Annotated in this window: 25 protein-coding genes and 3 pseudogenes; 19 read left to right on the top strand and 9 right to left on the bottom strand. The window is 68.4% G+C overall.

The genetic code is table 11. From position 1 onward, the window contains the following. Positions 1 to 128 precede the first annotated feature (128 nt). From HTV45_RS16545 to HTV45_RS34315, 4 genes and pseudogenes are all read left to right on the top strand, one after another. Positions 129 to 392, top strand: coding sequence for a hypothetical protein (locus tag HTV45_RS16545; RefSeq protein WP_215206541.1), 264 nt, complete (start codon positions 129 to 131; stop codon positions 390 to 392). Between the two features lie 1423 nt (positions 393 to 1815). Beyond that, on the top strand, positions 1816 to 2229 hold the full coding sequence (locus tag HTV45_RS16540; protein ID WP_215206540.1) for a transposase: 414 nt from the start codon (positions 1816 to 1818) through the stop codon (positions 2227 to 2229). 65 nt (positions 2230 to 2294) lie between these two features. Continuing rightward, positions 2295 to 3284, top strand: a pseudogene (locus HTV45_RS16535) (IS3 family transposase). Between the two features lie 276 nt (positions 3285 to 3560). Then, positions 3561 to 3776, top strand: a pseudogene (locus HTV45_RS34315) (NUDIX hydrolase); the annotation flags it as partial. A 122-nt stretch (positions 3777 to 3898) separates the two neighbouring features. Here the strand turns inward: HTV45_RS34315 and HTV45_RS16525 are convergent. Together HTV45_RS16525 and HTV45_RS16520 are read right to left on the bottom strand one after the other, a co-directional pair. Then, complete coding sequence (locus tag HTV45_RS16525; protein WP_251692216.1) at positions 3899 to 4567, bottom strand: IS630 family transposase; 669 nt, start codon at positions 4565 to 4567, stop codon at positions 3899 to 3901. Then, positions 4561 to 4962 (bottom strand): annotated as a pseudogene (locus HTV45_RS16520) (winged helix-turn-helix domain-containing protein); the annotation flags it as partial. The pseudogene HTV45_RS16520 and the gene HTV45_RS16525, both read right to left, overlap by 7 nt. Before the next feature lie 114 nt (positions 4963 to 5076). On the opposite strand from HTV45_RS16520, the gene HTV45_RS34830 reads away from it, so the two are divergent. After that, complete coding sequence (locus HTV45_RS34830; RefSeq protein WP_285899650.1) at positions 5077 to 5202, top strand: hypothetical protein; 126 nt, start codon at positions 5077 to 5079, stop codon at positions 5200 to 5202. A gap of 292 nt (positions 5203 to 5494) precedes the next feature. On the opposite strand, the gene HTV45_RS16510 is transcribed toward HTV45_RS34830, so the two are convergent. After that, positions 5495 to 5731 carry a DUF397 domain-containing protein gene (locus HTV45_RS16510; RefSeq protein ID WP_215206538.1) on the bottom strand — a complete coding sequence of 79 codons (237 nt, stop codon included), beginning with the start codon at positions 5729 to 5731 and terminating at the stop codon, positions 5495 to 5497. Beyond that, a complete protein-coding gene (locus HTV45_RS16505; RefSeq protein WP_285899649.1) occupies positions 5728 to 6585 on the bottom strand; it encodes a helix-turn-helix transcriptional regulator in 858 nt (285 codons plus the stop codon). Before HTV45_RS16505 ends, HTV45_RS16510 begins: the two co-directional genes overlap by 4 nt. Positions 6586 to 6831: 246 nt before the next feature. Here HTV45_RS16505 and HTV45_RS16500 point away from each other — a divergent pair, with 246 nt between their 5' ends. The 12 genes from HTV45_RS16500 (at position 6832) to HTV45_RS16445 (ending at position 16736) form a co-directional block, all read left to right on the top strand. Beyond that, a complete protein-coding gene (locus HTV45_RS16500; protein ID WP_215206536.1) occupies positions 6832 to 7212 on the top strand; it encodes an ATP-binding protein in 381 nt (126 codons plus the stop codon). Positions 7213 to 7449: 237 nt separating this feature from the next. Next, positions 7450 to 8187 carry a hypothetical protein gene (locus HTV45_RS16495; protein WP_215206535.1) on the top strand — a complete coding sequence of 246 codons (738 nt, stop codon included), beginning with the start codon at positions 7450 to 7452 and terminating at the stop codon, positions 8185 to 8187. Between the two features lie 4 nt (positions 8188 to 8191). Then, on the top strand, positions 8192 to 8857 hold the full coding sequence (locus HTV45_RS16490) for a thymidylate kinase (protein WP_215206534.1): 666 nt from the start codon (positions 8192 to 8194) through the stop codon (positions 8855 to 8857). After that, positions 8854 to 9729, top strand: a complete 876-nt coding sequence (locus HTV45_RS16485) for an isocitrate lyase/phosphoenolpyruvate mutase family protein (RefSeq protein ID WP_308309683.1) — start codon at positions 8854 to 8856, stop codon at positions 9727 to 9729. Before HTV45_RS16490 ends, HTV45_RS16485 begins: the two co-directional genes overlap by 4 nt. Before the next feature lie 114 nt (positions 9730 to 9843). After that, the gene (locus tag HTV45_RS16480; protein ID WP_215206533.1) at positions 9844 to 10314 is read left to right on the top strand and encodes an NUDIX domain-containing protein; all 471 of its coding nucleotides are present in this window, start codon (positions 9844 to 9846) and stop codon (positions 10312 to 10314) included. A gap of 2 nt (positions 10315 to 10316) precedes the next feature. Continuing rightward, a complete protein-coding gene (locus tag HTV45_RS16475) occupies positions 10317 to 11006 on the top strand; it encodes a TylF/MycF/NovP-related O-methyltransferase (protein ID WP_215206577.1) in 690 nt (229 codons plus the stop codon). Next, complete coding sequence (locus HTV45_RS16470; protein ID WP_215206532.1) at positions 11003 to 11947, top strand: D-isomer specific 2-hydroxyacid dehydrogenase family protein; 945 nt, start codon at positions 11003 to 11005, stop codon at positions 11945 to 11947. Before HTV45_RS16475 ends, HTV45_RS16470 begins: the two co-directional genes overlap by 4 nt. Further along, the gene (locus HTV45_RS16465; protein WP_215206531.1) at positions 11944 to 12852 is read left to right on the top strand and encodes a nucleotidyltransferase domain-containing protein; all 909 of its coding nucleotides are present in this window, start codon (positions 11944 to 11946) and stop codon (positions 12850 to 12852) included. The genes HTV45_RS16470 and HTV45_RS16465 overlap by 4 nt, the downstream gene beginning before the upstream one ends. A gap of 34 nt (positions 12853 to 12886) precedes the next feature. Further along, complete coding sequence (locus tag HTV45_RS16460; protein WP_215206530.1) at positions 12887 to 14767, top strand: radical SAM protein; 1881 nt, start codon at positions 12887 to 12889, stop codon at positions 14765 to 14767. Continuing rightward, on the top strand, positions 14764 to 15477 hold the full coding sequence (locus tag HTV45_RS16455) for a 2OG-Fe(II) oxygenase (RefSeq protein ID WP_215206529.1): 714 nt from the start codon (positions 14764 to 14766) through the stop codon (positions 15475 to 15477). The genes HTV45_RS16460 and HTV45_RS16455 overlap by 4 nt, the downstream gene beginning before the upstream one ends. Before the next feature lie 80 nt (positions 15478 to 15557). Next, on the top strand, positions 15558 to 15728 hold the full coding sequence (locus tag HTV45_RS16450) for a hypothetical protein (RefSeq protein ID WP_215206528.1): 171 nt from the start codon (positions 15558 to 15560) through the stop codon (positions 15726 to 15728). Positions 15729 to 15824: 96 nt separating this feature from the next. Further along, positions 15825 to 16736: an HEXXH motif-containing putative peptide modification protein gene (locus HTV45_RS16445; protein WP_215206527.1), complete on the top strand. Its 912-nt coding sequence runs from the start codon at positions 15825 to 15827 to the stop codon at positions 16734 to 16736. Positions 16737 to 16908: 172 nt separating this feature from the next. Here HTV45_RS16445 and HTV45_RS16440 read toward each other — a convergent pair whose 3' ends face one another. The 5 genes from HTV45_RS16440 to HTV45_RS16420 form a co-directional block, all read right to left on the bottom strand. Continuing rightward, the gene (locus tag HTV45_RS16440) at positions 16909 to 17235 is read right to left on the bottom strand and encodes a hypothetical protein (protein WP_215206526.1); all 327 of its coding nucleotides are present in this window, start codon (positions 17233 to 17235) and stop codon (positions 16909 to 16911) included. A gap of 191 nt (positions 17236 to 17426) precedes the next feature. Continuing rightward, entirely contained in the window at positions 17427 to 18020 is a 594-nt protein-coding gene (locus HTV45_RS16435; RefSeq protein WP_215206525.1) for a hypothetical protein, read from the bottom strand. Then, positions 18010 to 19209, bottom strand: a complete 1200-nt coding sequence (locus HTV45_RS16430; protein WP_215206524.1) for an MAB_1171c family putative transporter — start codon at positions 19207 to 19209, stop codon at positions 18010 to 18012. Before HTV45_RS16430 ends, HTV45_RS16435 begins: the two co-directional genes overlap by 11 nt. After that, positions 19206 to 19760, bottom strand: coding sequence for a secondary metabolite protein (locus HTV45_RS16425; protein WP_215206523.1), 555 nt, complete (start codon positions 19758 to 19760; stop codon positions 19206 to 19208). The genes HTV45_RS16430 and HTV45_RS16425 overlap by 4 nt, the downstream gene beginning before the upstream one ends. 180 nt (positions 19761 to 19940) lie before the next feature. Then, positions 19941 to 20393: a helix-turn-helix domain-containing protein gene (locus HTV45_RS16420; protein WP_215206522.1), complete on the bottom strand. Its 453-nt coding sequence runs from the start codon at positions 20391 to 20393 to the stop codon at positions 19941 to 19943. Positions 20394 to 21078: 685 nt separating this feature from the next. Between HTV45_RS16420 and HTV45_RS16415 the strand changes: the two genes are divergently transcribed. After that, a complete protein-coding gene (locus HTV45_RS16415; protein WP_215206521.1) occupies positions 21079 to 21975 on the top strand; it encodes a helix-turn-helix domain-containing protein in 897 nt (298 codons plus the stop codon). Between the two features lie 2 nt (positions 21976 to 21977). Then, positions 21978 to 22673 carry a hypothetical protein gene (locus HTV45_RS16410; RefSeq protein ID WP_215206520.1) on the top strand — a complete coding sequence of 232 codons (696 nt, stop codon included), beginning with the start codon at positions 21978 to 21980 and terminating at the stop codon, positions 22671 to 22673. Positions 22674 to 22700: the final 27 nt, after the last annotated feature.

Genomic DNA, 22700 nt, shown 5'->3' with positions numbered 1-22700 from the left:
TTCCTGTACGCATCTCGCCCGGCGCCGCGCCTGAAGGGAAAAGCTTTCCGTCCAAGCGGCAGCGCCCAGCGACGGCCAGTTGTCCTGGCCGCACGAGTGAGGTCTAAAGACGCCAACAACAAACGCGCATGAGTGTGCAGCGGCCCGTGCATATGGACGGAGTTCTCAATCGCCAGCGCGAAGCGATCGAAGACCAGATGCTCAACGCGGTGCCAACGGCCACGACCGATACCGCGCCGACTGGCATCTTGGACGCTGCCGCTTCCTGGACCGCCCTCAGCGTGCGGGCAGCCGGAACGCAGACCTCGGCCGAATCCGGCACCGCAGGCGCGTTACTGGCTAATTCGACACCGTTTGCCGTCGCCTCGGACAGCGATGACGTCTCAGCGTGAGAATGGCCTGTTGTATGAGAATGGACGGCACAGCAAATGACGGCGACCGTCAGCGCGGCAAGAAGACATACGACGAGCGCACGGCGCATTCGAGCGCCTGTGGTATCGACAATGTCGAGGGGGTGGAACGACACAGTTCCTCCGTGCGGTTCTCTTCTCCTGGAGTCGCTCCAGGAGAAGGAAGCAAGGACTGAGATCAATTACTCGGCACGGGCCGTCGACAGCGTTGAGAGAGGTTCGCAACCTGCATAGGTGACTCGCCCCGGTTCCACCGGGCCCACCGCACAGGACAACTCCCATGACGCAGCCTGATTGCGCTGGCCGTCGATCGCCTCTGAGGAAAGATCCAGTCCTAGATCCGCAGGACGCCTGTCGTTCTCGCACCGGCCGCAGGAAGGCCGCTCGCCTCGCCGGCTGTGACGGCAGAACGGTGCGCCACCTGACCTTCGAGCGCACCGTGACTCACAACGCCCGTGCAGGGAACCTGCAGGGAAGCCCCCTGCTGAGGCTGTCCCGGCATGCACTCTTCGCCCGGATGCGACGAGCTCTCACCGGGATGCTCCGCACCCGCCTCTATGAAAGGCTCAGCCATGTCCGGGGAAAGGTTGGCGTTATCGGCGGCCGCATGGCCCGAGGTCACAGAAGCGACGAGGCCGCTGCTGGAAAGATGATGGACGGTGCTGTCGGAGCTCCCTCCATGGGCGTACAGCAGGCCCACCATGAGCAGAGCCAGCCAAAGGACGTGCAGCGGACCCCGGGAGGCCCGGGTCCGCAGCACACCAATGGGTGACCGCGCCGTAATCATGCCGTGATCCTAGCGGGTAGTGCCCGCCCTGCTGCAACCCCGGCCGAAGTCGGCAGCGCCGAAAATCGTGCATACGGTGCGCGCAACCGCTGCTGAGCAAGTGACCTCTGTCGCACTGCTGTTGGGCTCAGATAAATATTGGGTGAGCCTTGAACGAAATGCTGACAGGGTTTTGGCTCTGGTCATGACAGGGTCAATCGGCAGAAAGGAGGCAGGCTGCCTGCATTCCAACAATCATGAAGGCGGTTTTGCGCCGCACTTCGCGCTCTACCCAGATGGGTGTGAGGTCCGTAGTCTGCCACCCTGTCCTGCGACAATACGGAGAGCGCCATGACTGGGCGGGTCAAGCGCGAGTGGCTGAATGGGGATGGTCATGCCATGACGGCGATCGTGACTGCGGAGGTGGCCGGGCTTACCGACGAGGAGCTGCGGCTGTCCTTCGAGATCAGGTATGGGGCGCCCAGCCAAAGTGTCGGCTCCGCAGGTGACCGAAGCGGACTCCATGAAAGGCCAACGGGGTGATCGCCGACCTGTAGGCGCCCCTCCCTGTCAGAATAGGTTGAGTCAGGCATACTGGATGATTCATTGAGTCGAGGGCGGAGAAGGAGTAGTGCCCGGGTGGCCAGCACCAACGACCACGGGACCCCTGATCCGCAGGTGGACGCCCGTTCGACCGGTCCGCGCCGGTATACCGCGGAGTACAAGGCGAGGGTCCTCGCGGAGTACGAGACGTTGGACAAGAGGGGCAAGGGTGCCCTGCTGCGCAGGGAGGGCCTGTACTCGTCGTTGATCACGACGTGGCGGCAACAGCGGGACAAGGGCGCCCAGGCGGCGCTCGCCGCGCCGGCCGGACGGCCGAAGGCGGACCCGCGGGAGCGGGAGATCGCGAAGCTGAAGGCGGAGAAGGCCCGTCTGGAGGCCGACCTCGCCAAGGCCCGCACGGTCATTGAGGTCCAGGGAAAACTCTCCGCGCTGCTCGACCAGTTCGCCACGGACAGCGCCCCGAACCAGAACGGCGAGAACACCAAGTGACGAAGGCCGGCCCCACGGACGCTTTCGACACTGCCCGCGATCAGGCCCTCGAAGAGCTCACCGGGCTGGTCGGACGTGTCCAGGCGTGCACCGCGCTCGGCGTGAGCCGGGCCACCTACTACCGTCACCACCGCCGCAGCCCCGCCCCCGAGCGGCCGCGGCAGGAACGGCGCCGGCACCCCCGCGCCCTCACCCCGGAGGAGGAAATGCGGGTCCTCGACGTGCTCCACTCCCCGGAGTTCGCCGACATGGCACCCGCCGAGATCTACGCCACCCTCCTCGACCGGGGCATCTACCTGTGCTCGGAGTCGACGATGTACCGGCTCCTGCGACGCTGCGGCGAAGTCCGTGAACGCCGCCGCCAGGCCGTCCACCCGCCCCGGACGGTGCCCGAGCTGGTCGCCGAGGGCCCGAACCGGGTCTGGAGCTGGGACATCACCAAAGTGAAGGGACCGGTCAAAGGCGTCTACTACTGCCTCTACACGATCATCGACATCTTCAGCCGCTACACGGTGGGCTGAATGATCGCCGGCCACGAGAACAAGGATCTCGCCGAGCGGTTCCTGTCCGAGACGATCGCCAAGTACGGCATCGTGCCAGGCCGGTTGACGATCCACTCGGACCGCGGGTCCCCGATGGTCGCGCAGAACGTCGCCCAGATGATGGCCGGCCTCGGCGTCACGAAGTCGCATTCGCGCCCGAAGACGTCGAACGACAACCCTTACAGCGAGAGCCAGTACAAGACCCTGAAATACCGGCACGACTTCCCCGACCGCTTCGGATCTCTCGAGGACGCCCGGACGTGGTGCACCCGCTTCTTCACCTGGTACAACGAGGCGCACCGCCACTCCGGAATCGGCCCGCACACCCCCTACGACGTGCACTTCGGCCTCGCCGATCAGCTCCGCGAGATGCGCACCGACGTCCTGCGGGCCGTCTACGCGAAGCACCCCGAACGCTTCGTCCGCAAACCACCGGAACCCCCGAAGGTCCCCGAAGCGGCCTGGATCAACAAGCCGGCACCAGACGGCCCACTGATCCCGGCACAGCGTTAGAACGATCTACCTGCCTTGATCGCTTTGACAGGTTCCGACACAGTCGTCTTCCACGACCGGGACACCGGCCGGGAACTCGACATCATCGTGCAGCGGATCACCCCGTATCCCTCCTTCGAGAACCTGCTCCGCTCGGAGGACACCGCACGCATCGACCCGGACGGGCCGCCCGGCGAACTGCTCGCCAACCTCCGCAGCATCTACGCGCCGGCCAAGGAAGCCCTCGGCGCTCTCGCCCTCGCGTTCGACCACCGCCCTGCCCGGCCAGGCCGCCCCATGCCGATGACAGCCGAGGAGTACGCGCAGACCGTCCCCCATCACACGGTGTACGGCTGCCTGTACATTCGCGACGAGCACGACCGGCCCATCCAGCTCCGCTCGGTCTACGGCTCAAGACTCTGGCAGTTCCCGGGCGGCAACTTGGACGCCCCAGGCGAGGACCCGCTGCAGACCGCCCGGCGCGAGGCGGTCGAAGAAACTGGCCTCGAACTCGCCCTCAACACGCCGCCCCTGCTCCTGACACACTTCCTGCACGCCGGACCGCGCCAGCCGCTGAACAAGGTGGGACTCGTCTTCGACGGAGGTCAGCTACTGACCTTCAAAGCGTGGTGTCGTCATAGTGGCTCGCGCTGGAGGCCGGTACCGGTGAGGCAGCCGTCGAGGACGTCGGGGCGGTACTGGAGTCGGCGTAGGCCACGTCGGACGGCGGTGATCAGGTCGTCGGGGTCGGCGAAGGCACGGTTGGCTGTGCTGGTGCGTCGTAGGACGGACCAGATGCCCTCGACCGGGTTGAGGTCGGGTGCGTAGGGCGGGAGTTGGAAGACGGTGAGCCAGTCGCGGTCGGCGATGTAGCGGCGCATGCCGGCGGTCAGGTGAGTGTTCAAGTTGTCCCAGACCAGCACGATCGGGCCGCCGAGTTGCTGGTGGGCACTCTGGATGAGGTCGCGGTAGTCCTTCCAGGAGAAGCTTTTGCGTCCGTCGGGCCGGGCATCGGGGCAGGGTCGGTAGATCAGCCTCGAGGGTTCGCCGGGTTTGTAGCAGACCAGGGCGGCGACGGATAAGCGGCGGCGGGAGCGGCCCCGCACACGGACCACGGGGGTGTGGCCGCGGCGGGACCAGGTGCGGGTGGTCGGCGGCGTCATCGAGAAGCCGGCCTCGTCCTCGAAGACGAGCCAGGCGTCGAGCGCCGCCACGGTTCTTCCACGCTTGGCCAGGTCTGCTTCACCCAGCCGGCCACCGCTGCCTCGTTGCGCTCGATGGTACGTCGGGCGGGGGCCTGGCAGGTCCAGCCGTGCCGTTTGAGCAGTGCGGCGACACCCTGGACGGTGTAGCTCTTGTGGAACCGGCGCCCGATCAGGGTCTTGATCCGTGACAGCGTCCAGGTCTGGTCCGGCCAGCCGTGCGCGACAGGGCCCCTGAACAGCTCCCGCTCGAGTATGGCGAACAGGTCGTCGCTCAGCAGCGGCAGTGATGCCGGCCCCTTCGAGGCCAGGGCCCTCGGCCCGCCGCGGGACCAGGCTTTGCGCCAGCGCTGTACCGACCGGACGCTGACACGCAGATCGTGCGCGATGACCGTGTTCTCATCGCCGTGGTGGAACCGCTCGGCCGCCTCCAACCGCAACTTCTCACGGAAGGCCCGCCGTTCGTCGGTCAGGCCACCGCCCTGGGCATACCTCATGCACTCGGCATACCGCAGGGATCATGGGCGGTCAGCCCTACCGACACCACGCTTTGAAGGTCAGTAACCGCCGACCAGCTCGACCGGATCCGCCTCGATCCCGCGGAACACGACATGTGGGCCGTCCATGACCTTGCAACCTGGCAGGAGCTGATGGCACCCGGCGCCTTCGCCCGCCTCGACGCCATCGAACGAGCACGACGTGGCGAGGGCCCCACCTACCTGATCACCCACACCTGACCCCCAGGACACCCGCCCACCAGGAGGCAACCGTGCCCGCCGAGGACACCAACACCCTGGCCTGGCAGATCTACGGCCAGCGCCAACTCGCTCGCGCCTACACCCCGCCCGTCCCCGAGCGGCTTGGCTGGTGCATGCGCTGGGCAATGACCTGGCGCGTTGAACTCGCACTAGTCGCTGGAAAATGCCGCGGCGCGCACGGTGATGGAGGCGAGATTGTCGGGGCACGGCTACGAGCCGTGCCCCCGCATAGATGAGGAGCCTGAAGCGGTGTTCGCTGGTACGTCCGGGGTCAGCGGCGGCGGAGTTCGCCGTTCTGGATCCCGCTGACGAAGGCGTCGTACTCGGAGTCGGTGAACAGGTGCGGAGCCTTGTTGGTGTCCTTGGAATCACGCAGGGCCACGATGCCTTGGTCGAGGAAGGCGATCTGGACGCAGTTGGTGCCGCCGCTGCTGGCGCTGCTGGTCTGCCACTGGGCGTCACGCAGCTGGGACTCGACCCAGGCCGGGTCGAGTTCGTTCTTGTTCATGCAAGGTCCTTGGCGATGGAGGTGAGAAGTGGCAGCGACGCCTTCTGGGAGAGAGCGTCAGATTTGAGCAGATCACTCGTGGTGCGGTACACCTCCACCGTCTCCGGCTCGTTGAGGTGGAGCGAGGCCCGCATGGACTCGATGCACACCAAGTCCCGCCCTGTCGGGAAGGACATGAGCATGAACGGTCCGTCCATCCCGGCGTGTGCGCCGGCCCGGTGCGGCAGGACCTGGATGGTGATATTGGGCGCTGTGCGGGCGAGGTCGATCAGATGCTCTATCTGGGCGCGCATGACGGGCCGGCCTCCGACTTCCTGGCGCAGGAGCCCCTCGGGAAGAACGGCCCAGATCTTCAGCGCCGGGTCGCGCTCCAGCATGTTTTTCTGATGCTCCTGGCGCATGGACACGAAGCCGTCGATGTCCTCCGGCGTCTTCCAGGCCCGGCTGCCCTCGGTCACGGCCCTGGCGTACTCCGGAGTCTGAAGGAGCCCGTGGATGGCTGCGGGGTTGAAGACGAACAGGTTGCTGGCGGTTTCGACCAGGGAGAGGTAGTCGCCGAGAGGGTCGTCGACGACACCTTGGTAGCGCTGCCACCAGTCGGCTTCCCCTGCCCGGCGGACCAGGCCGCGCAGTTCCTCGCGCAGTTCGGGGTCAGTAATCTCGTATACCTCGAAAAAGTGCGGCAGCTGCTGGATCTTGAGGCCCTGCACCCCCTTCTCGATCTTGCTGACCGTGGAGAAGGACCGGTAGCCCAGACGGCTCGCCGCCTCCTCCTGCGTCCAGCCCAAGGCTTCGCGGATACGCCGGAGTTCAGCACCCAGGCGACGGCGCCGAGGCGTCGGCTCGACCGGCATCCCTAACCTCCTCGTCCATTTCTACGCCAGACTAGCGGCTGGGCCAGTTCGTGAATATGCCAAGTCTCCGAGAGGAAAGACTTTCCTCAAGGACTGCTTGTCGAACGGGCAGTTGGCCGTCATTATCGAAGCTCACCCAGCGGACGGTGGCGCCCCGGTTACACCGCGCCATCTCCGCCGTGGACGCACGTGCCACCTGGAGGGTCAGTGCCTGTGATGGCGGTCAGCCCAGTTCGGCAGCACCACATGACGCTGCCTGCGATCGACCCCGAGAGCATGGAATGCGTCCGGGAGATCGTGCGGGTCCTCCTGCGGATGTGGCGCAAGAGCGAGCTGGAGTTCGTCACCGAGCTCGGCGTCACCGAGCTGCTGACGAATGTCCTGAAGCACACGCCGGGCGACTGCGAGCTGCTGGTGCGCGAGACGCCGGACGGCATCCTGGTCGGCGTCACCGATTTCGAGGACGCGCTGCCGACCGTGAAGGACCCCGACGGGGATGCCGAGGGCGGCCGGGGCCTGTTCCTGCTGTCCTGCCTGGCCGACGAGCTGCAGAGCCAGCCCCTGTTGTACGGGAAGCAGGTCTGGTTCCGGATCGGCCATGCCGCCGACACGGAGGAAGGCCAATGACAACCGTCGGCGCGAGTGCCCGGACCGAGCCAACTTCTCGAATGCGTACGAAAGTTCGAGTACTCCCGTGCTTCTGTGACTCCCTCCCGCGAGATCTAGAATCAGGGTCGTTTGCCCGGTTTCGTCCTCCAGCTGCCCGGACTGCACACGGCCGTGCGCCGCGATCGCGGGCGCTGTGGTGCGTCCGGCCCCGATGAGTCCAGAAAGGGCGTCCTCATGCCCGAGAAAGGAGCCCGTGTGACCCTCTCCCCTCCAGGCCCGAACCTGTCCGCGTCCTGGGAGACGCTCGCTGACGGCCTGCAGGTCCAGCGTCTGGCCCTGCACCTGCCGCAGCTGTGCGAGCAACTCCTCGCACCGCCCAGTAGCATCGCCTTGTTCGCGCAGACCCCGCCGAGCGCGCTGACCGCGCGCCCTGCCCCGCTCGCGGACGCGTCGGCCGAGGCCGTGATCGACCAGACTGGACTTCAGTACTGGCTGCACATGCCGGCCGAGTACGGAACGACCGACGCCGGGACGAACCCCTTGGCCGCGAGCGCCGACCAGGTCGCCGCCACCCTGCTCGGGGGCGTCAGCGATAGGGCCGTCCGCGGTGCGGTGGCCGGCGTGTGCACTGCGTCGGCCTGGTGGACAGGCGCGTTCGCTGTCATCCGCCACCTCGGCGTCCATCACACCTCCCTCCAGCCTGTCGATACCGCGATCACTCTCAAGACACTGCAGAGCGCGACGAGCATCGTGGCGCTCGGCACCGCCCAGCGGATCCTCGCCGAGCAGCTGCGGACCGCTTCGGCGGACGAGGCAGTACGCATGGCCTACTGCCGCGCGGTCACCGAGAGCATCGTCGTCGAGAGCCGGCTTCCCGGGCTGCTGGACGAGCTGGGCGAGCTGCGGCTGGTCGACCTGGTATCGACGTCGATCCCGTGGCGCGGTCGGTTCACGAAGTACGCCGGGGGCACCGGCGCAGGGCAGGTGGAGTAACTCGATGGACCGCTACCCCTTCATCGTCATCGAGGGCCTGGACGGCACCGGTAAGACGACCTTGCGCAAGGGCCTGTTCCGCCTCTTCGAGGGCCTGTTCCGCATCACGCCGCTCGCCGTACTGACCACCAACTTTCTCGACGCGGAAGTCGCGCTGGAATTGGTGGAGGGCAAGTACCAGCCCACCGAGGAGAACCGCGACCGCTACCTGGCGGCACTTGCGGCGGACAAGCAGGCCACCGCCGAACGGCTGATCACCCCCAGCCTGCCGACCCGCCCGGTCATCGCGGACCGATGGCTGCTGTCCGAGCTGGCCTTCTTCGCGGTCAAGCACGACCGCGCCCCGAAGGAGACGTACGCCCGTCTCACCGAGCACCTTCACCTGGTGCCCGACCTCACGCTCGTCCTGGACATCACACCTGAGACCGCGATGGAACGGGCTGCCGACCGCTCGGGGGACGCCACACGCCCCGACTGGGATGTGATGGGCGTTCAGACCGCGGTCCGGGAGGTGTACCAGTCCGTGGCCGACACGCCTGGCGCGTTCCCCGCCTTGGGAAAGGTCGTCCGGATCAATGCCGCGCAGGACCGCGCCACCGTCCTGCACACCGCCTGGGAGGCGCTGGCCCAGCACGGCCTGCTGCCCGACCGCGAAGGAGCCGCGTCGTGACCGCCCCCACCAAGGCCGACATAGCCCCGCTCGTCACGCGGCTCACCGCCGCAGCGGGCGCCCGCCGCCCGCTGCGGGCAATCGGCGCCGCGAGCGCGGTGGCCGCCAAGGTCGCCGTGGAAACCGGCTTCCACGCCCTGTGGGTTTCCGGCCTGGAGGTCTCCACGGCCCTCGGCCTGCCGGATGAGAACGTGCTGGGACCGCGCGACCTGGCCGACACTGTCCTCGCCCTCACACGGACGGCGGCGCTCCCGGTGATCGTGGACATCGACAACGCTGGCGGCACCCCGGCCACGGCCCGCCGGTTCGCCGCTGACCTCAGCCGCGCCGGAGCCGCCGCCCTCTGCCTGGAGGACAGCGCCTACCCCAAGGTCAACTCCTTCGCCCTGCACCGCAGCCAGGCGCTCGCCCGCATCGAGACGGTGACCGAACAGCTCACCGCAATGCGCGACGTCGCCAGCACGCGAGTGGCCCTGATCGCGCGGACCGAGACCCTGATCTGCGGCGGAAGCGTGACGGAGGCAGTGGAGCGGGCCGCAGCGTACGCGGATTGCGGCGCGGACGCGGTACTCATCCACTCCAAGGACCCTACCGGGCAGCAAGCCCTGGCCACGGCCGCCGCCTGGACAGGCACGGTGCCGCTGGTGACCGTGCCCACCGCGTTTGCACACCTGGCCCCGGACGATCTCGGCACGGCCGGATTCGCCCTGGCCATCTACGCCAACCAGCTCTCGCGCGCCGCGCTCGCCGCAATGCGGCGCGCCGCCACCTCCTTCCAGACCACCGGCTCCTTCACCGCCGACGGAACGCCACTGTCCGACGTCGCCGACCTCCTCCAGATCGCCGACCCGACCGCCCGCGCCTGCCTGTAGAAGGCGCCGAGCTCCGCTGCTCCACAAGCTTCCGCTCTGCTCCATCCCCGCACTACCAGCATCCGCCGGGCAGTCGGCCGCGGCGGGCTCGACGAGGGAAGGAACACCCGCGCCATGACGCCCCTGCCCCGCATCAGCGTGTCGGTCAAGGCCGCGATCGTCCACCAGGACCGCATCCTGCTCATGTCGTACGACGACCACTCCGGCTTCCACTACAACCTGCCCGGCGGCAAGGCGAAGGTGGGAGAGCCGCTGCGCGACGCGGTCGTGCGCAAGGTCAAGGAGGAGACCGGCCTGCGGGTGCGCACCTCGCGGCTGTTATTCGTCGTCGAGTACGTCCCCGAGCAGTACGACGACGAGTTCGGCACCGTCCACAAGACCCAGCACAACTTCCTCGCCGAGCTCCTCGACGAGGACACCACCCCGCGCAAGTCCGACCCGCCCGACCCGATCCAGGTCGGCTTCGAGTGGGTGCCCCTTCAGGAGTTCGGCGGCAAGTACCTGCTACCGCGGGTCAACCGGCAACTGCTCGACGCACTCGCCGGAAACCCGGCCGACCGCGACGTCCTCGTGGACCGGTGGTGACCATGTACCTCCCTCCCACCACCGAGCTGAGCCTCGCGGAACTGCACGACTGGCTCCTCGGACACCACGACGACACCGTGGATGCCGACCGCCTGCCCGCCATCCGCACCGAACTCGAACAGCTCGCAGCACGTAACGTGCCCGGTGCCGTGATCGAACTCGGCTGCTACCAGGGCGCCATGGCGCTGTGGATGCGCGCCGTCCTCGACGCCACCGGACAGCACCAGCGCGGCGTCCACGTCTACGACTCTTTCCAGGGCCTGCCCGAATCCGGGACGAAGGACCCGGACCTGTTCGAGACCGGGTACCTGCGCGCCGAGCCGGAACAAGTGCTCGCCCTCCACGCCCGCTGGGGCCGCACCCCGCCGGCGATCCACCCCGGCTGGTTCGCCGACACCCTCCCCGACCAGCTTCCGGACCAGATCGCCTTCGCCTACCTGGACGGCGACTACTACGACTCCATCCACACCTGCCTGACCGCATGCGTGCCGCGCATGGCCCCCGGCGGCACGCTGATCGTCGACGACTACGCCGACCTGGAGGCGAACCCGAAGGCATGGAACGGGCTGCCTGGCGTCAAGGCAGCCTGCGAGGACTACTTCCGCGCCCCCACACCGCTTCAGGTCATCACCGGCGCCGGTGACCTCGCCTTCGGCCGCTACACGGCTCCCCCCGACGGGACCCAGCAGTGAGCGCGGAGCGCGAGGCGCCGCTGCTCGTAAGCGTGCGAGGCGCGGCCGACACCGCGCTGCTGCAGCAACGCCTCCCCGGCTGCGCGATCCGGGAGATCACCGCGCTCGCCACCGCGGATCCGGAACTTGCCGCCCGGGCCGAAGTGCTGGTGCTGCGGTCAGGGTACCGGCTGGATACCGAGCGCCTGAGCCAGTGGCCGGCGCTGCGGCACGTGATCCGGGCCGGCTCCGGACTGGACGGCATCGACATCGACGCCCTGGCCGCGCGGGGAATCAGCGTGCACCGCAACCCGGAGCCAGCCGGCGACGCGGTCGCCGAATGGGCCTTGGCCGCACTGCTCGCGCTCGCTCGCCGGATCCCGTACGGGCACGCCGCCCTGTTCCAGGGGCGGCATGCGAAGCAGCACTGCCTCGCCCCGCCCGTTTCCGGGATGCGATTGGCGATTTGGGGCGCCGGGCCGGTCGGCCGGGCCTGCGCGCACTCCCTCGCTCCGCATGTCGCCGAGTTCGCCTTCGCCGCCCGGCCGAGCCTGCCGGACACCCTGCCCTCGCGGCCCGGCAGTGAACTGCCCGCCTGGGCAGACGCCCACCTTGTGGCGCTCCCGCTCACCGACGAGAACCGAGGCCGGTTCGGGACCGGGTTCCTGGCCGCGGCGCGGCAACGGCGTCCGCTGCTGATCTGCGTCGGCCGCCTCGGCACGCTCGACATCGACGCCTGTCTGCGCGCGCTCGCCGACGGTCAGGTCGGCGGTCTCGCCCTGGATCCCGTCGAGGAATCGGATCTGCCGCTGTGGCCGGCGGACACCCTGCCCAGACCGCTGAACCTGATCGCCACCCCGCACATCGGCGCTCAACGCAGCGACGTCCGCGCCCTCCTCGACCGCTGGGTCGCCACGACCGCCGCCGATGTTCTCGCCAGCTTCGGCAGGACAGTCCGATGACCGCCGCCCCGTGGCTGGATACGCGACTGCAGGTCGCCGAGCACGCCGCCGCCGTGTTGGCAGACGAGTATGCCGGTGCCGACGTGTGGCTGGTGGGCGCGCTCGCCGAAGGTCTGGCCCACCAGCACAGTGACGTGGATCTGCTCCTGATCACCCCAGAGGCCGTCTCCGGACCGGGATCCAGCCTCATCTACGGCATCCGCGTGGACGTCCGGGCGGTGAGCAAGAGAACCGTGCACGACTGGCGCACACTGCTCGACGCGTTCACCGTGACCCGCGACGGCATCGAGACGTTCCGCACCGTCCGAGCCCAGCTCAGTGACCTCACCCTCCTGCGCACTGCCCGGCCGCTGGTCACGGCACCGGCCCATGCGGAGATCCTGGTGCCCGAGCAGCGGGCGACCTATCAACGGTGGGCGCTTGCGGACCGATGCGAGGCGGCGGCGAGCCTGGCCGAAGACCTTCTCGGTCTGGCCCAGAGCGGCCTGTACCCCCACGCCGACCTGGTGTGGAACCAGCTCGCCCGCGTCGTTGCCCAGGCCGAGACCGTCGCGGCCGGCGCTCCGCTGCTCGGTGAGAAATGGCTACCGAGCCTGCTGAGCAGAGACCACGCTGAAGCGTTCAGGCCCGTCCCCGCGCTGCCCGAGCCGCGGTGGCTGAGCGCCGCCGCGCACAGTCCCTTCTTCGCCTCCGTCCAAGCACGCCTCGCCGACGCCCTGCTCGTCCTCTGGCCCACCGATGCCGAGCCCGAGCCGGTCGACGAGGCAGGGCTCGGCGGCTTCGGCTGGCTGCCGCAGCGATACAGCGACGGCTGGTTCCTGCGCCGCGGAGATGCCCGCGTCCCGCTCACCGACGGCTCAATACGCGCCTGGCAGAAGTCCGCCGCACGCCGCGCCCGCAGCTGAACCCATCCGCCCACCCTCGACCGGGGAGGTCCCGATGCGCAGCACGCTTACCACCCCCACCACGACCGTCGGCGCCGACGTGTGGCGGCCTCTGGAGGACACCGACCACGCCGCGGCGGTCTCCGTCGTCCTCAAGCTGCGAGGTGAGACCTGCGACGTCGACTGCCTTTACTGCTTCGAGAAGCGCAAACTCGCCCCCGGCGGCGCCCAGATCACCGTCAAGCAGATACGCCGCCTCGGCCAGAGCTTCGGTGAGCGACCTCTCGCGATCGAACTGCACGGCGGGGAACCTCTGACCGTCGGCAAGGACGCCATGGCCGCGCTCCTCGACGAACTCGCCGCCCAGCCCACCGTGCACCGCGTCCACCTGCAGACCAACGGCGTGCGGCTGGACGGCAAGTGGCTCGACCTGTTCGACGCCCACTACCCGGGCCTGCACATCGGCATCTCCATGGACGGCGACGAACAGGGCAACTCCTGGCGGATCGGCTACGACGGCACCGCGATCTACCCGCGCATCGTGAAGGCGCTGAATCTGCTGGCCGAACGCGGACGCACCTGCGGCATCGTCACCGTGGTCACCCCCGCCGTCCTGAGCCGCGCCGCAGAGGTCATCGATCACATCGCCGCCTTCGACGCGGTACGCGCCGTGCACCTCCTGCCCGCCTTCGACACCACCGTCACCAAGCCGCTCACGGCGTCCGGCCGACGCACCAGCCCCAGCCGCCTCATCCAGGCCCGTGCGGTCGGTGCCGAGGGCGCGGCCTGGGCGATCACTCCCGTCCAGTACGCCGAGTTCGTCCTCGAGGCCGCCGCCCGCTGGATCGGCGCCGGCCACTTCCGTCGGATCAAACTCGACCCGGCCGTCGCCACGATCCGCCGACTTAAGGGACTGGACACCGCCCACTGCCACTTCGCCGCGCACAAGTGCTCCCACGTCTTCACCGCCTACCCCGACGGCCGATTCGGCTCGTGCGACGAACTGCCCTGGCCCCAGGCCCACCTGCTGCCGCTCGCCGCCGCCCGCAGCGAGACGGACGTCATCGAGGCCCAACACGCCAACCCGCTGCTCACCGCCGGACGAGAGCTGATGACGAAGTGCGTCTCCTGCCCGTACCTGGCGGTCTGCGGCGGCGGGTGCACCGCGACCCGCTGGCGCATGGCCCAGGCGACCGGCAGCGATGACGCGTACTGCGACTACCGCGGGCGCCTCATCGACGGAATGGCTCACCTGCTCGCTGCCCCCGACCACCCGGCCGGCGCTCACTGCCTCCGCGCCCACTGGCGGCCCCTCGCCCCGAACAGCATGGACGACACCGACGCCTTCCTCACCCGCTGGGACGATCCGGCAGCCCTCCGTTCCCCGGCCCGGCTCCGGACCAGCGACCACGGCAACATCAACACCACCGGCCTGCCCGGCGAACAGGCGGCCGACGACCTCGACCCGCACCACCCCCAGTGGCGCGAGGGCATCGAGGACCGGGTGTGGCCGCTGGTCGACACGATCACCCGCAGTTGGCAGGCCGTCACCTACGACTCCTGCCAGGGACACGCCCACACCGGCACGGACCTGGCCCCGTCCGCGTTCCGCGTCGGCCTGCTGCCGCGCACCCGCACCGAGTACGCCGCACTCGCCGCCCGACTGTGCCACGCACTCGCCGCCGCTGACGGCTACCTGCCCCCCGCCATCACCGGCCACGTCGCACGCACCGACCTGACCAGCTCCCGCACCGGCCGCCGCAAGTCCGTCCTCAACCTCACTCTCACGCCGGCCCCCGACAGCACATGGGCCGACTACTTCACCGGCCTCGACCAGGCCGTGCGCACGCTCACGCACGTCGCCCGTCACACGCCGGCCGTCACCGGATGTGCCTGCGCCCTCCGTCCGCCCCGCCCTGCCCGGGAGGCACGATGATCCATATAGCGGAGACGCTCACCGTCTCCAGCATCGAAAACTTCCTCACCCCCGAAGAGATCACCACGCTGATCAGCGCCGTGGATGACGCCCTCGGCGATGACGGCCTCCGCCGTTTCGACACCGAGCGCACCACCACCCTGCACTCCATCCCCGGCCGCACCAGCGAGCAGGCTATGGCCGTCTACGAACCCGTCGGCCGCCTCGAAATCCACCCGCCGCCCGAGACCGCGGCCAAGATCCTCGCCCACGCCGTCGAGCGGGCGATGCCCGCACTACGGCGAGCCCTGCCCGCCCTGACCTCCTGCCGCGAATGGATGTACGTCGAGTACGCCCCCGGACAACACATCACCCCGCACGTCGACGGCATCGCACCCAACCCCACCGACCCCGTCCGTCAGCTCGCCGGGATCAGCGTCGTCCTCGAACACGCCGAAGACGGAGGGGAGTTCTTCGTCGAAACCACCTCCCACTCCGCCCTGTGGAGCGACCATCACGGCGGCGACGGCTACGACCCGGCCATGGCGTTCACCCACGACGGAGCCGACCACTCCGCCGACTGGTTCCGCACCATGCCGCGCACCCGCTGGAGCGTGCACCCCGCCCCCGGCACCGCGCTGCTGTACGGATCCCAGGTAACCCACGGCACCGAGCCGGTCCACACGGGGCGCGAACGCAAGTTCATCAGCTGGCTGATCAGCGAAGCCTGACCGGCTATGCCCCCGCGCATACGCAGCCCGCCCCTGGCGGGCTGCACCTGGACCAGACCCTGCAACCCACGGAGGAAGAGATGACGACCGATGTGTGCGGCGAGTTCCTCGCCGCGGTGGACCAGCTGCGGGACGACGGCGGCACCGTGCGCCTGACCGCCCACACCTCCAGCGTCTCCGCTGACGCCTGGAGCGCCCCCGCCGGCGCCGAATTGGCGCCGGCCACCCCGGAGGCGGACAGCGCCAGCTGATCGGGCTGGGCCATCCGGCCTGCCCCACATCTCAGACCCGGTGCCGACGCCCCCAGGGCCCGGCACCGGGGCCCGCTGCCAAGGGAGCCTCCCGACATGAACGACATCGCCGCCGCCCTCGATCTGGACGCCATCACCGCCCACCGCCGCGAACGCACCTCCGCCACCCTGACCCTGCTCCACCCCGGTTCTGTCTCACCGCCGGACGACGAGGCGCTGCCCCTTGCCTACGCCCTGGCGCACCACCGACTCGAAGGCGCCGAGAACGCCGCCCGCCGCCGCGACGCGACCACACTCGACTGGTACCGCGACACCGCCGGGCCCGCCTTGTCCCGTCTGGCCCACTCCTCCTGCCTCGGCCCGCGCATCGTGATTGCCCCGAACGAGGACGAGATGATCCGCGGCCCGCACTCCGACACCCCGTACTACGTCATCGGTCCCGACACGACCGGCGCCGCCGAGGCCCTGGCCGTGCTGGCCGACGATGCCTTCGGCCACATCGCAGCCACCCGCCTTGATGCTCTCGCCGCAGCGCACGCCGCCGTGATCTGCCTGACCGGCCGGCGCCGTCCCGACCACACCCTGCGCAGCTTCGCCATCACCCGTCTGCCGGCGACCGTCTTCACCGACCACACCGGTGACGCTGCCGTGCTGGGCCGCGACCTCGTCCACGAAGCCGCCCACAACTGGCTCAACGACGCCCTCGCCGCGCTCCACATCACGATCCCCGACGACGAGACGTACTTCTCCCCGTGGCGTGGCACCCAGCGGCCAGCGTACGGGTTCCTCCACGCCTGCTTCGCCTTCCCCCTCACGATGATCTACGCCGCCCGGGCCCGTCCCGGCGCCACCGGGGCCGCAAACGCCGTCCTCGCCGACCACGAACGTCAACAGCGGCCCCATCTGGCTGCCGCCCATGACGACTTCGCCCGCGCCGTGAAGTTGATCCCCGACCCCGGGCTGCGTGAACGGCTCGACATCATCTTCCAGCACGCCCGCGCACTCTGAACCACTCGTAGACCGCAGGAACTTCAAAAATCTTCCGGCGCAGAACACACGCCCAGCCTGCCGCTACCGTCGAGGCAGGCAGCTTCACCACATCAGGAGCCCAACGTTGGAGAACTTCTTCACCCCCAAGAAGACCTGGCAGGGCGGAGGCCCCTGCCCTCACGTCCTCGTGCTACTGAGCGAGTATCCGGAGTTCTGCGAGTACGTACGCTAGCGACGAGTAGGCCCAAAACCGCAGCTCAGGAGCCCTCAAAGTGATTCCGGGCACCTTACCCATCGCCGTGCGGACGCATCCGTTGAGCTCGGCCGTCCCGTCCTCCGGGTAGACGGCGACCGTCACGGCGGTGACGCCGGGCCACACCAGACCGAGCTGGACCTGGAACGGGTCTATGCCGGCCAACTCGTCACGCAGGGTGGCCCGCAGCTTGTCCAGCTGGCTGTCGTCGATCGCGTCATGGATTCCCTGGACCGTGGCGTGCAGTCCCTCCTCGGGGATCACGCCGAGCTTGTCGCCGTACTCGGAGAGCAGCTCGTGGGGGGCTCGAACGTATCAAGCACGTCCCCGAATCCCCTGTGTCCGACGCGACGCTTCTCCGGCCGGTCTGATCCAGAGCAGGACTGCCGCCCACGCTTGACTGCGGGCGGCAGCATCGCACCGAGAAGTGGGCCTGCTGGGCTCCCACCACCGGGTCAGCGCGCCAGATGGAACACCGCCGCCGCCACGATGGTGCCAAGGATGGTGCCGGCGACTACTTGGTTGCGTGTGTGGTCACGCAGTTCGATGCGGGACCAGCCAACGAGGATGACCAGCAGGAAGCCAAGAGCCATCCACGGCCCATAGGTCTGCACGAGCATCGCGCAGGCACCCGCTGACACGGCCTGATGAACGGAGATCTTCCAGGCGAAGGTGATTGCAGTGAGGATCGCGAGCGTCACCAACATCGAGACGATGAGACCAACCATGGTGCGCGGCGCCCCCGCAACTAGCATCAGGACGATGCCGGTGGCTACGGAGAGCAGGATGACGGCCATCACGACAAGCCGTGCTGGCTTCGCCCCGACGTGCCTGTCGCCCCAGTGACCCTTGCGAATGCCGTACTTGATGAAGGTGATTGGGATGACGGCCGCGAAAAGGGCGCCGACTACTCCCCAGGCAACACCTGTCCATTGCGCGGTGTGCCAACCGACCAGCAGGGTGACAGCGATGATCCAGTTCTTCGGTTCAAGCCAGTCCGTAATACGGCGGGCCATCTGCGACTCGCTGGGGCGAAGGTCAGTTGTCATGTGAGGAGGTCCTTTCCGAATCGCCCTGCCCGTGGAAGGTGGACGGCTGCTCTTGCCGGACGAAATCCGAAACGACCGGCGAGGAGAGGTACGCGCGGGCAACGGTGCGCAACCATGACAGTTCGCTCGCTCTGTCTCGGCCAGTGACGCCGAGGGGTGGATATTCCACTCCCTGTAGTCGTTCCCCGTTTCGGGCGCTCTGGACGGCTGCACGCAACCAGCAGGCTTCCGCCACTGCGTCAGCGAGTTGCGCGTCGACCCCTTCTTGACTGACGAACCTCCGAGCCTTTGCGTACATGTCGACTGACACGTACTCGCGAAGTGCCAGGCAGGCATCCTCGATCTCGATGACGCACCGCTCCAATCGGAAGGGGATACGCCACCTGCCTACGGATGTCGCCAGCACCACGTACGGGGCCGCTTCCGTGAGCTGCGCCCAGAGGGGATGCAGCTTCCGCAGGGTGCTCCACGCCTTGACGTAATCCACGGCGACAGAGAGAGGAGGCAAGCAGACGCCGAGTGCGACCGACAGGACGGTGGCCTGCTTCAGCGTTGTGGAGAGAAGGTTCTCCAAGTCTGGATAGCTGGTGCCGGAGGCGAGCTGAACCGTCACGAAGACGATGCGCTGGAACGCGTACAGGCTTCCGAGCAGGGTGCCCAAGCCCAGAAATCCGAGGCCGGCCTTCCCAAGGACAGTCCGGCTGTGGCGTATGCCACCGAGGAACAGCCACGTCGCTACGACCATGGCGATGCCGATGTAGAGCGTGAAGACCGCCATGTAGAGGACAGGGAAGAGGGCACCGCGACCCTCCCCGAGCCTGACCGGCCCTCCCGGCGTCCAGTTGGCCAGAGCGTAGGAAGCGACCATGAGGGGCAACGTCACGCCGGCGGCCACCAGTCGTGTGCGACGCGCCAGGCCCTGCGGTCGAACGACTGCGATGACGAAGTCGAGCAGATACGCCGCCGAGGTAACGCCGAGCAGGTGCTTCAGCAGCGGCGACAGCCTGGCGTCTGCACCGACGGCGGCGTCGACTGCCTCTTTGACCTGCGGTACCTCGAACGTCATGGCAACCGCGAGAGTCGCCAGGGTCAGCGCCAGGCTTCGCTGCTTGTGGGAGTGCCGGATGGACGGCAACCGCCACAGGGCCACCAGCCAGAGGACGCCGGCGACGATGGTGGATGTACTCATGAGCGGCGGTTCCTCCGGGGGTGGACCAGAGCGTCGTCGAGCCGCGACACCGCGCCGGACCGACCTCGTTCCCGAATCGAGTGGGCGAGATCCTGAAACAGCTCCCCCAGGCAGGAGGCAGCCATCTCGGCGTCGTACTCGGTTTCACTGTCGTAGCTCGTCCGGCCGAAAGCAGAGAGCACGGCGGAGGGATCGACTCCGTCTGGGAGGATCCCCAGCAGGGAGTTGACGACGCTTTCGTTACTATCGGCATGCCCGAGCAGCAGGTGCGCCAGCTCGTGGCGCACGATCTGCGCACGATGCCGTTCGCTGGTAGCCGCAACGTGAAAGATGTGGTCCCCCTGGTCGAAAGAGAGGACCATTCCACAGGGGGCGTTGGCCCCTCCGGTTTCAGGCAATTCGTGGAGGTGCAGAGGACGGCCACGCTTGATGGCGAGCTGCCGGCATATTTCGTCCACCGCGTAGGGATCAGGTATCTCGATCCCTCGCAACTGCTCCTCGCACAGTCGCCTCAGCTGCGCCTCTCTGCGCGCAAATCGCCGATTGAACATGGACGAGATCCTTGCTATAGCTCCCGAATGAGCGCTGACACGGCCTCCGCTAACCGGAATCCATCATTCCGAGTGGTTCCGGCGGAGCCTTGCACACGCATAGGCGGTTACCCAAGGCGATCTTGAAGGACCAGGTGCGGCATACCAGTCATATCCACCCAGCCGGTGAGAGAGGTCACATCACTGCTCGGGCTTGTCGAGCCCTTCCCATCGGCGTGCCTGGTTGATCACGTCGGTGATCATTTTCAAGCTGCCTGCCGAAAGGCCGTTGGCCCGTAGCGCGAGTCCGCGTACTTCGCTGTCGACCACGGCCTCGATCAGCTCCATGGAGGCGCGCACCTTCTCGGCCTCCTCAGCGTCGTAGTCCGAGAAGAAGTACTGCTCTTTAACGCGGAAGTGGCCGGCAAGGCGTTCCACCGTCGTGTAGGTGGGGTTGGGTTTAGCTCCAGTCCGCAACTGTGAGATCGCACTCTCGGACACGGAGATCGCCCGGGCGACCTCGGCGTTCGTGTAACGCTTGCCGGTCTCCGGGTTCTTCACGGTCTGAAACAGGTGGTTGAGCTTGTCGGCGAATGAGCGCCGAGCGCCGGCCGCGCCACCGAGCGCCTCCGCCGGTCCGCTGGACTCCACCATCACCGACTCCTCCCATCTAGACGTGAACTCTGGACTGTACTCCAGTGTAGTTCCTAGGGCCAAAACCCAAGGATCTTCACTTCAGTATTGACAGGCAGGGATCACTTTGGCGTAGGTTCTCGACCACGGCTTCACTGAAGTGTTGCGACGTCGGCAGGGTGCGGTAAGCGCTCCTTGCCCGGCCTTCATGACATACGTACGCGCTAGGACCCGCCCATGATCGCTTCACCCCCGTCGCAGCAGCTCACGCGACTTCTACAGGGTTTAAGAACCAACTCTGGACCTTGACGCGGAGCCGTGCGTATGTTCGTCGTCCCCCGCCGGGCAAGCCGCCCGCATGGACGAGCACAGGAGCAATGACGTGCACAACCTCCGGGCCTCATAGGTCCCTGGACACAGCGACGGCGTCCGAGAGCTGCAACTCCCGGACGCCGGACGCTTCACGGCTGTACCGCCCCGGCAAGGGCGGAGATCGCCACCATCACCACGCTGATCCCTTCCACGGGGCGTCTCAGCATGGCAACACCAATGGAGATTCTTGCATGTGCTCCTCCCTGCGCAAAAGGCCCTCCCGTCCGGCCTGCGCGGCAGCTAGCTCCGCCTCGGCGCCTCAGCGCCCCGAGCCGGACCGCACCATCCTGGCCCCAGCGAACCGCCGCTCCCGGCCGCTCCCCGGGAGCGGCCGATGAGCAGCGAAGCCCGCGAGTGGGTGTGGGAGCACAGCTCCAGCCGAGGGGCCGCGCGTCTGGTCCTGCTTTCGATCGCCGACCGGGTGGCCGACGATCAGTGCATCTCCTGGGCCTCGCTGTCCAGTCTGGCCAAGCGCACGCGCGCCTCCGTCTCCACGGTGCGCGAAGCCGTCGAGCGCCTGCTCCTGGCCGGCGAGCTGGAGCAGCTCGACGACTTGGTGGGCCCGCAGCGCAGTACGGTCTACCGCCTGCCTCTCGCCGCCGAAGCGGTCGCACAGGCACAGCGCGAGCAGCGGGAGGAAGCAGGCGACACGGCGGTGTCGGACGAGCCAGCCTCCCCTGCGAAGCTCCGGCCGTCGGCCCTGCGGCGGTACGGAATCCGCCCCCGTGAGGTGCCGGAATCCCCCGCGAGGGTCCGGAAACCGGCAGTACCGGAAACCGGCAGGTCCAGGCGGAAACCGGCACGGCAGCGTACCGGCCACCGGCACAGCGATGTACCGGCCACCGGCACACAGAACCGTAGTGAACCTGATTTGAACCGGAGGTACAGCAGTGGTGGTGCTGCCATCACCTCGGCTGCCGAGTGGCAGGTAGACCCCGCCACCCACACCTGGGCCCGCCAGCAGGGACACCTCGACCGCCTCGGCGAGCAGGGCCTGCAGGCCGCCGACGCGAAGTGGCGTGCCCACCGGGCGGCCCACGCCCCGAGGGCAGCGGAAGCCTGGGCTGCCGACTGGCGCTCCTGGATCACCCGGGAGCACGCCCCCAGCCGCCCGAACCTCTACGCCGTGCCCGGCCAGAACACCGCCGCGCACGGTGGCATGACGCGGGCCGAGAAGCACACCGCTGCCCTTCTCGCCGCCCTGGACGAGCCGACCGGAACGGAGGGCTGACCGTGGACCGCCGCGAAATCGCCGCCCTGCTGGCCTACATCGGCCGACTCGACCCCCGCAGCATCCGCATCGACGAGGGTGAGGCCCGCGATCAGCTCGCCCAGTGGCACGAGCTGCTCGGTGACGTGCCGATGGCCACCTCGCACGGCTGGGACGCCCGCGTCGCCGCCCGCCAGCACTACCGCGCCTCGCCATACCAGATCCAGCCCGCGGACGTGGTCCGCCCCTGGGAGAGCTACCGGCGCAACCGCCTGGCCCTCCACTCCGACCCCACCCCGTCCGCGGACCCGGACGACCAGCCGGCCTGGACCGCAGAGCTGGTCAGCACCCGCCGCGCTGTCGCCGCCGGCATAGCGCAGCCCGCGCAGGCCCGGGCCATCACCAGCAGCCAAGAGGGGATCAACCCGAGGCTGCAGGCTCGGCTGGACCAGATCGGCTCCTGCATACCGCCCGCCGCCCGAGCCGCCCTCGCACCGTTCCGGCCCGCCCTGGCAGCACGCGAAGCCGCCGTCGCGCAGGGGCTGCCCGATGCCCTGAGCGTGCGATGCGAGTGGTGTCTGGCCCCGGTCGGCGAGCCGTGTCGCCGCCGCCGGATCGGCCCCAACGACGGAGTACGCGCCATCACGCCGCGCACCACCCCGCACCCCGGCCGTCTCGACCTCGCCGCCCAGCAGGCCCAGCAGCCCGCCCTGGCCTGACCGGCGCACCCGGCGCGTGCATCCCGT

The organism is Streptomyces sp. CHD11 (genome assembly GCF_018638295.1).
Taxonomy (GTDB): Bacteria; Actinomycetota; Actinomycetes; order Streptomycetales; family Streptomycetaceae; genus Streptomyces.
The sequence above is the reverse complement of the archived record's forward strand: the minus strand, read 5'-3'. Positions and strand labels throughout refer to the sequence as shown.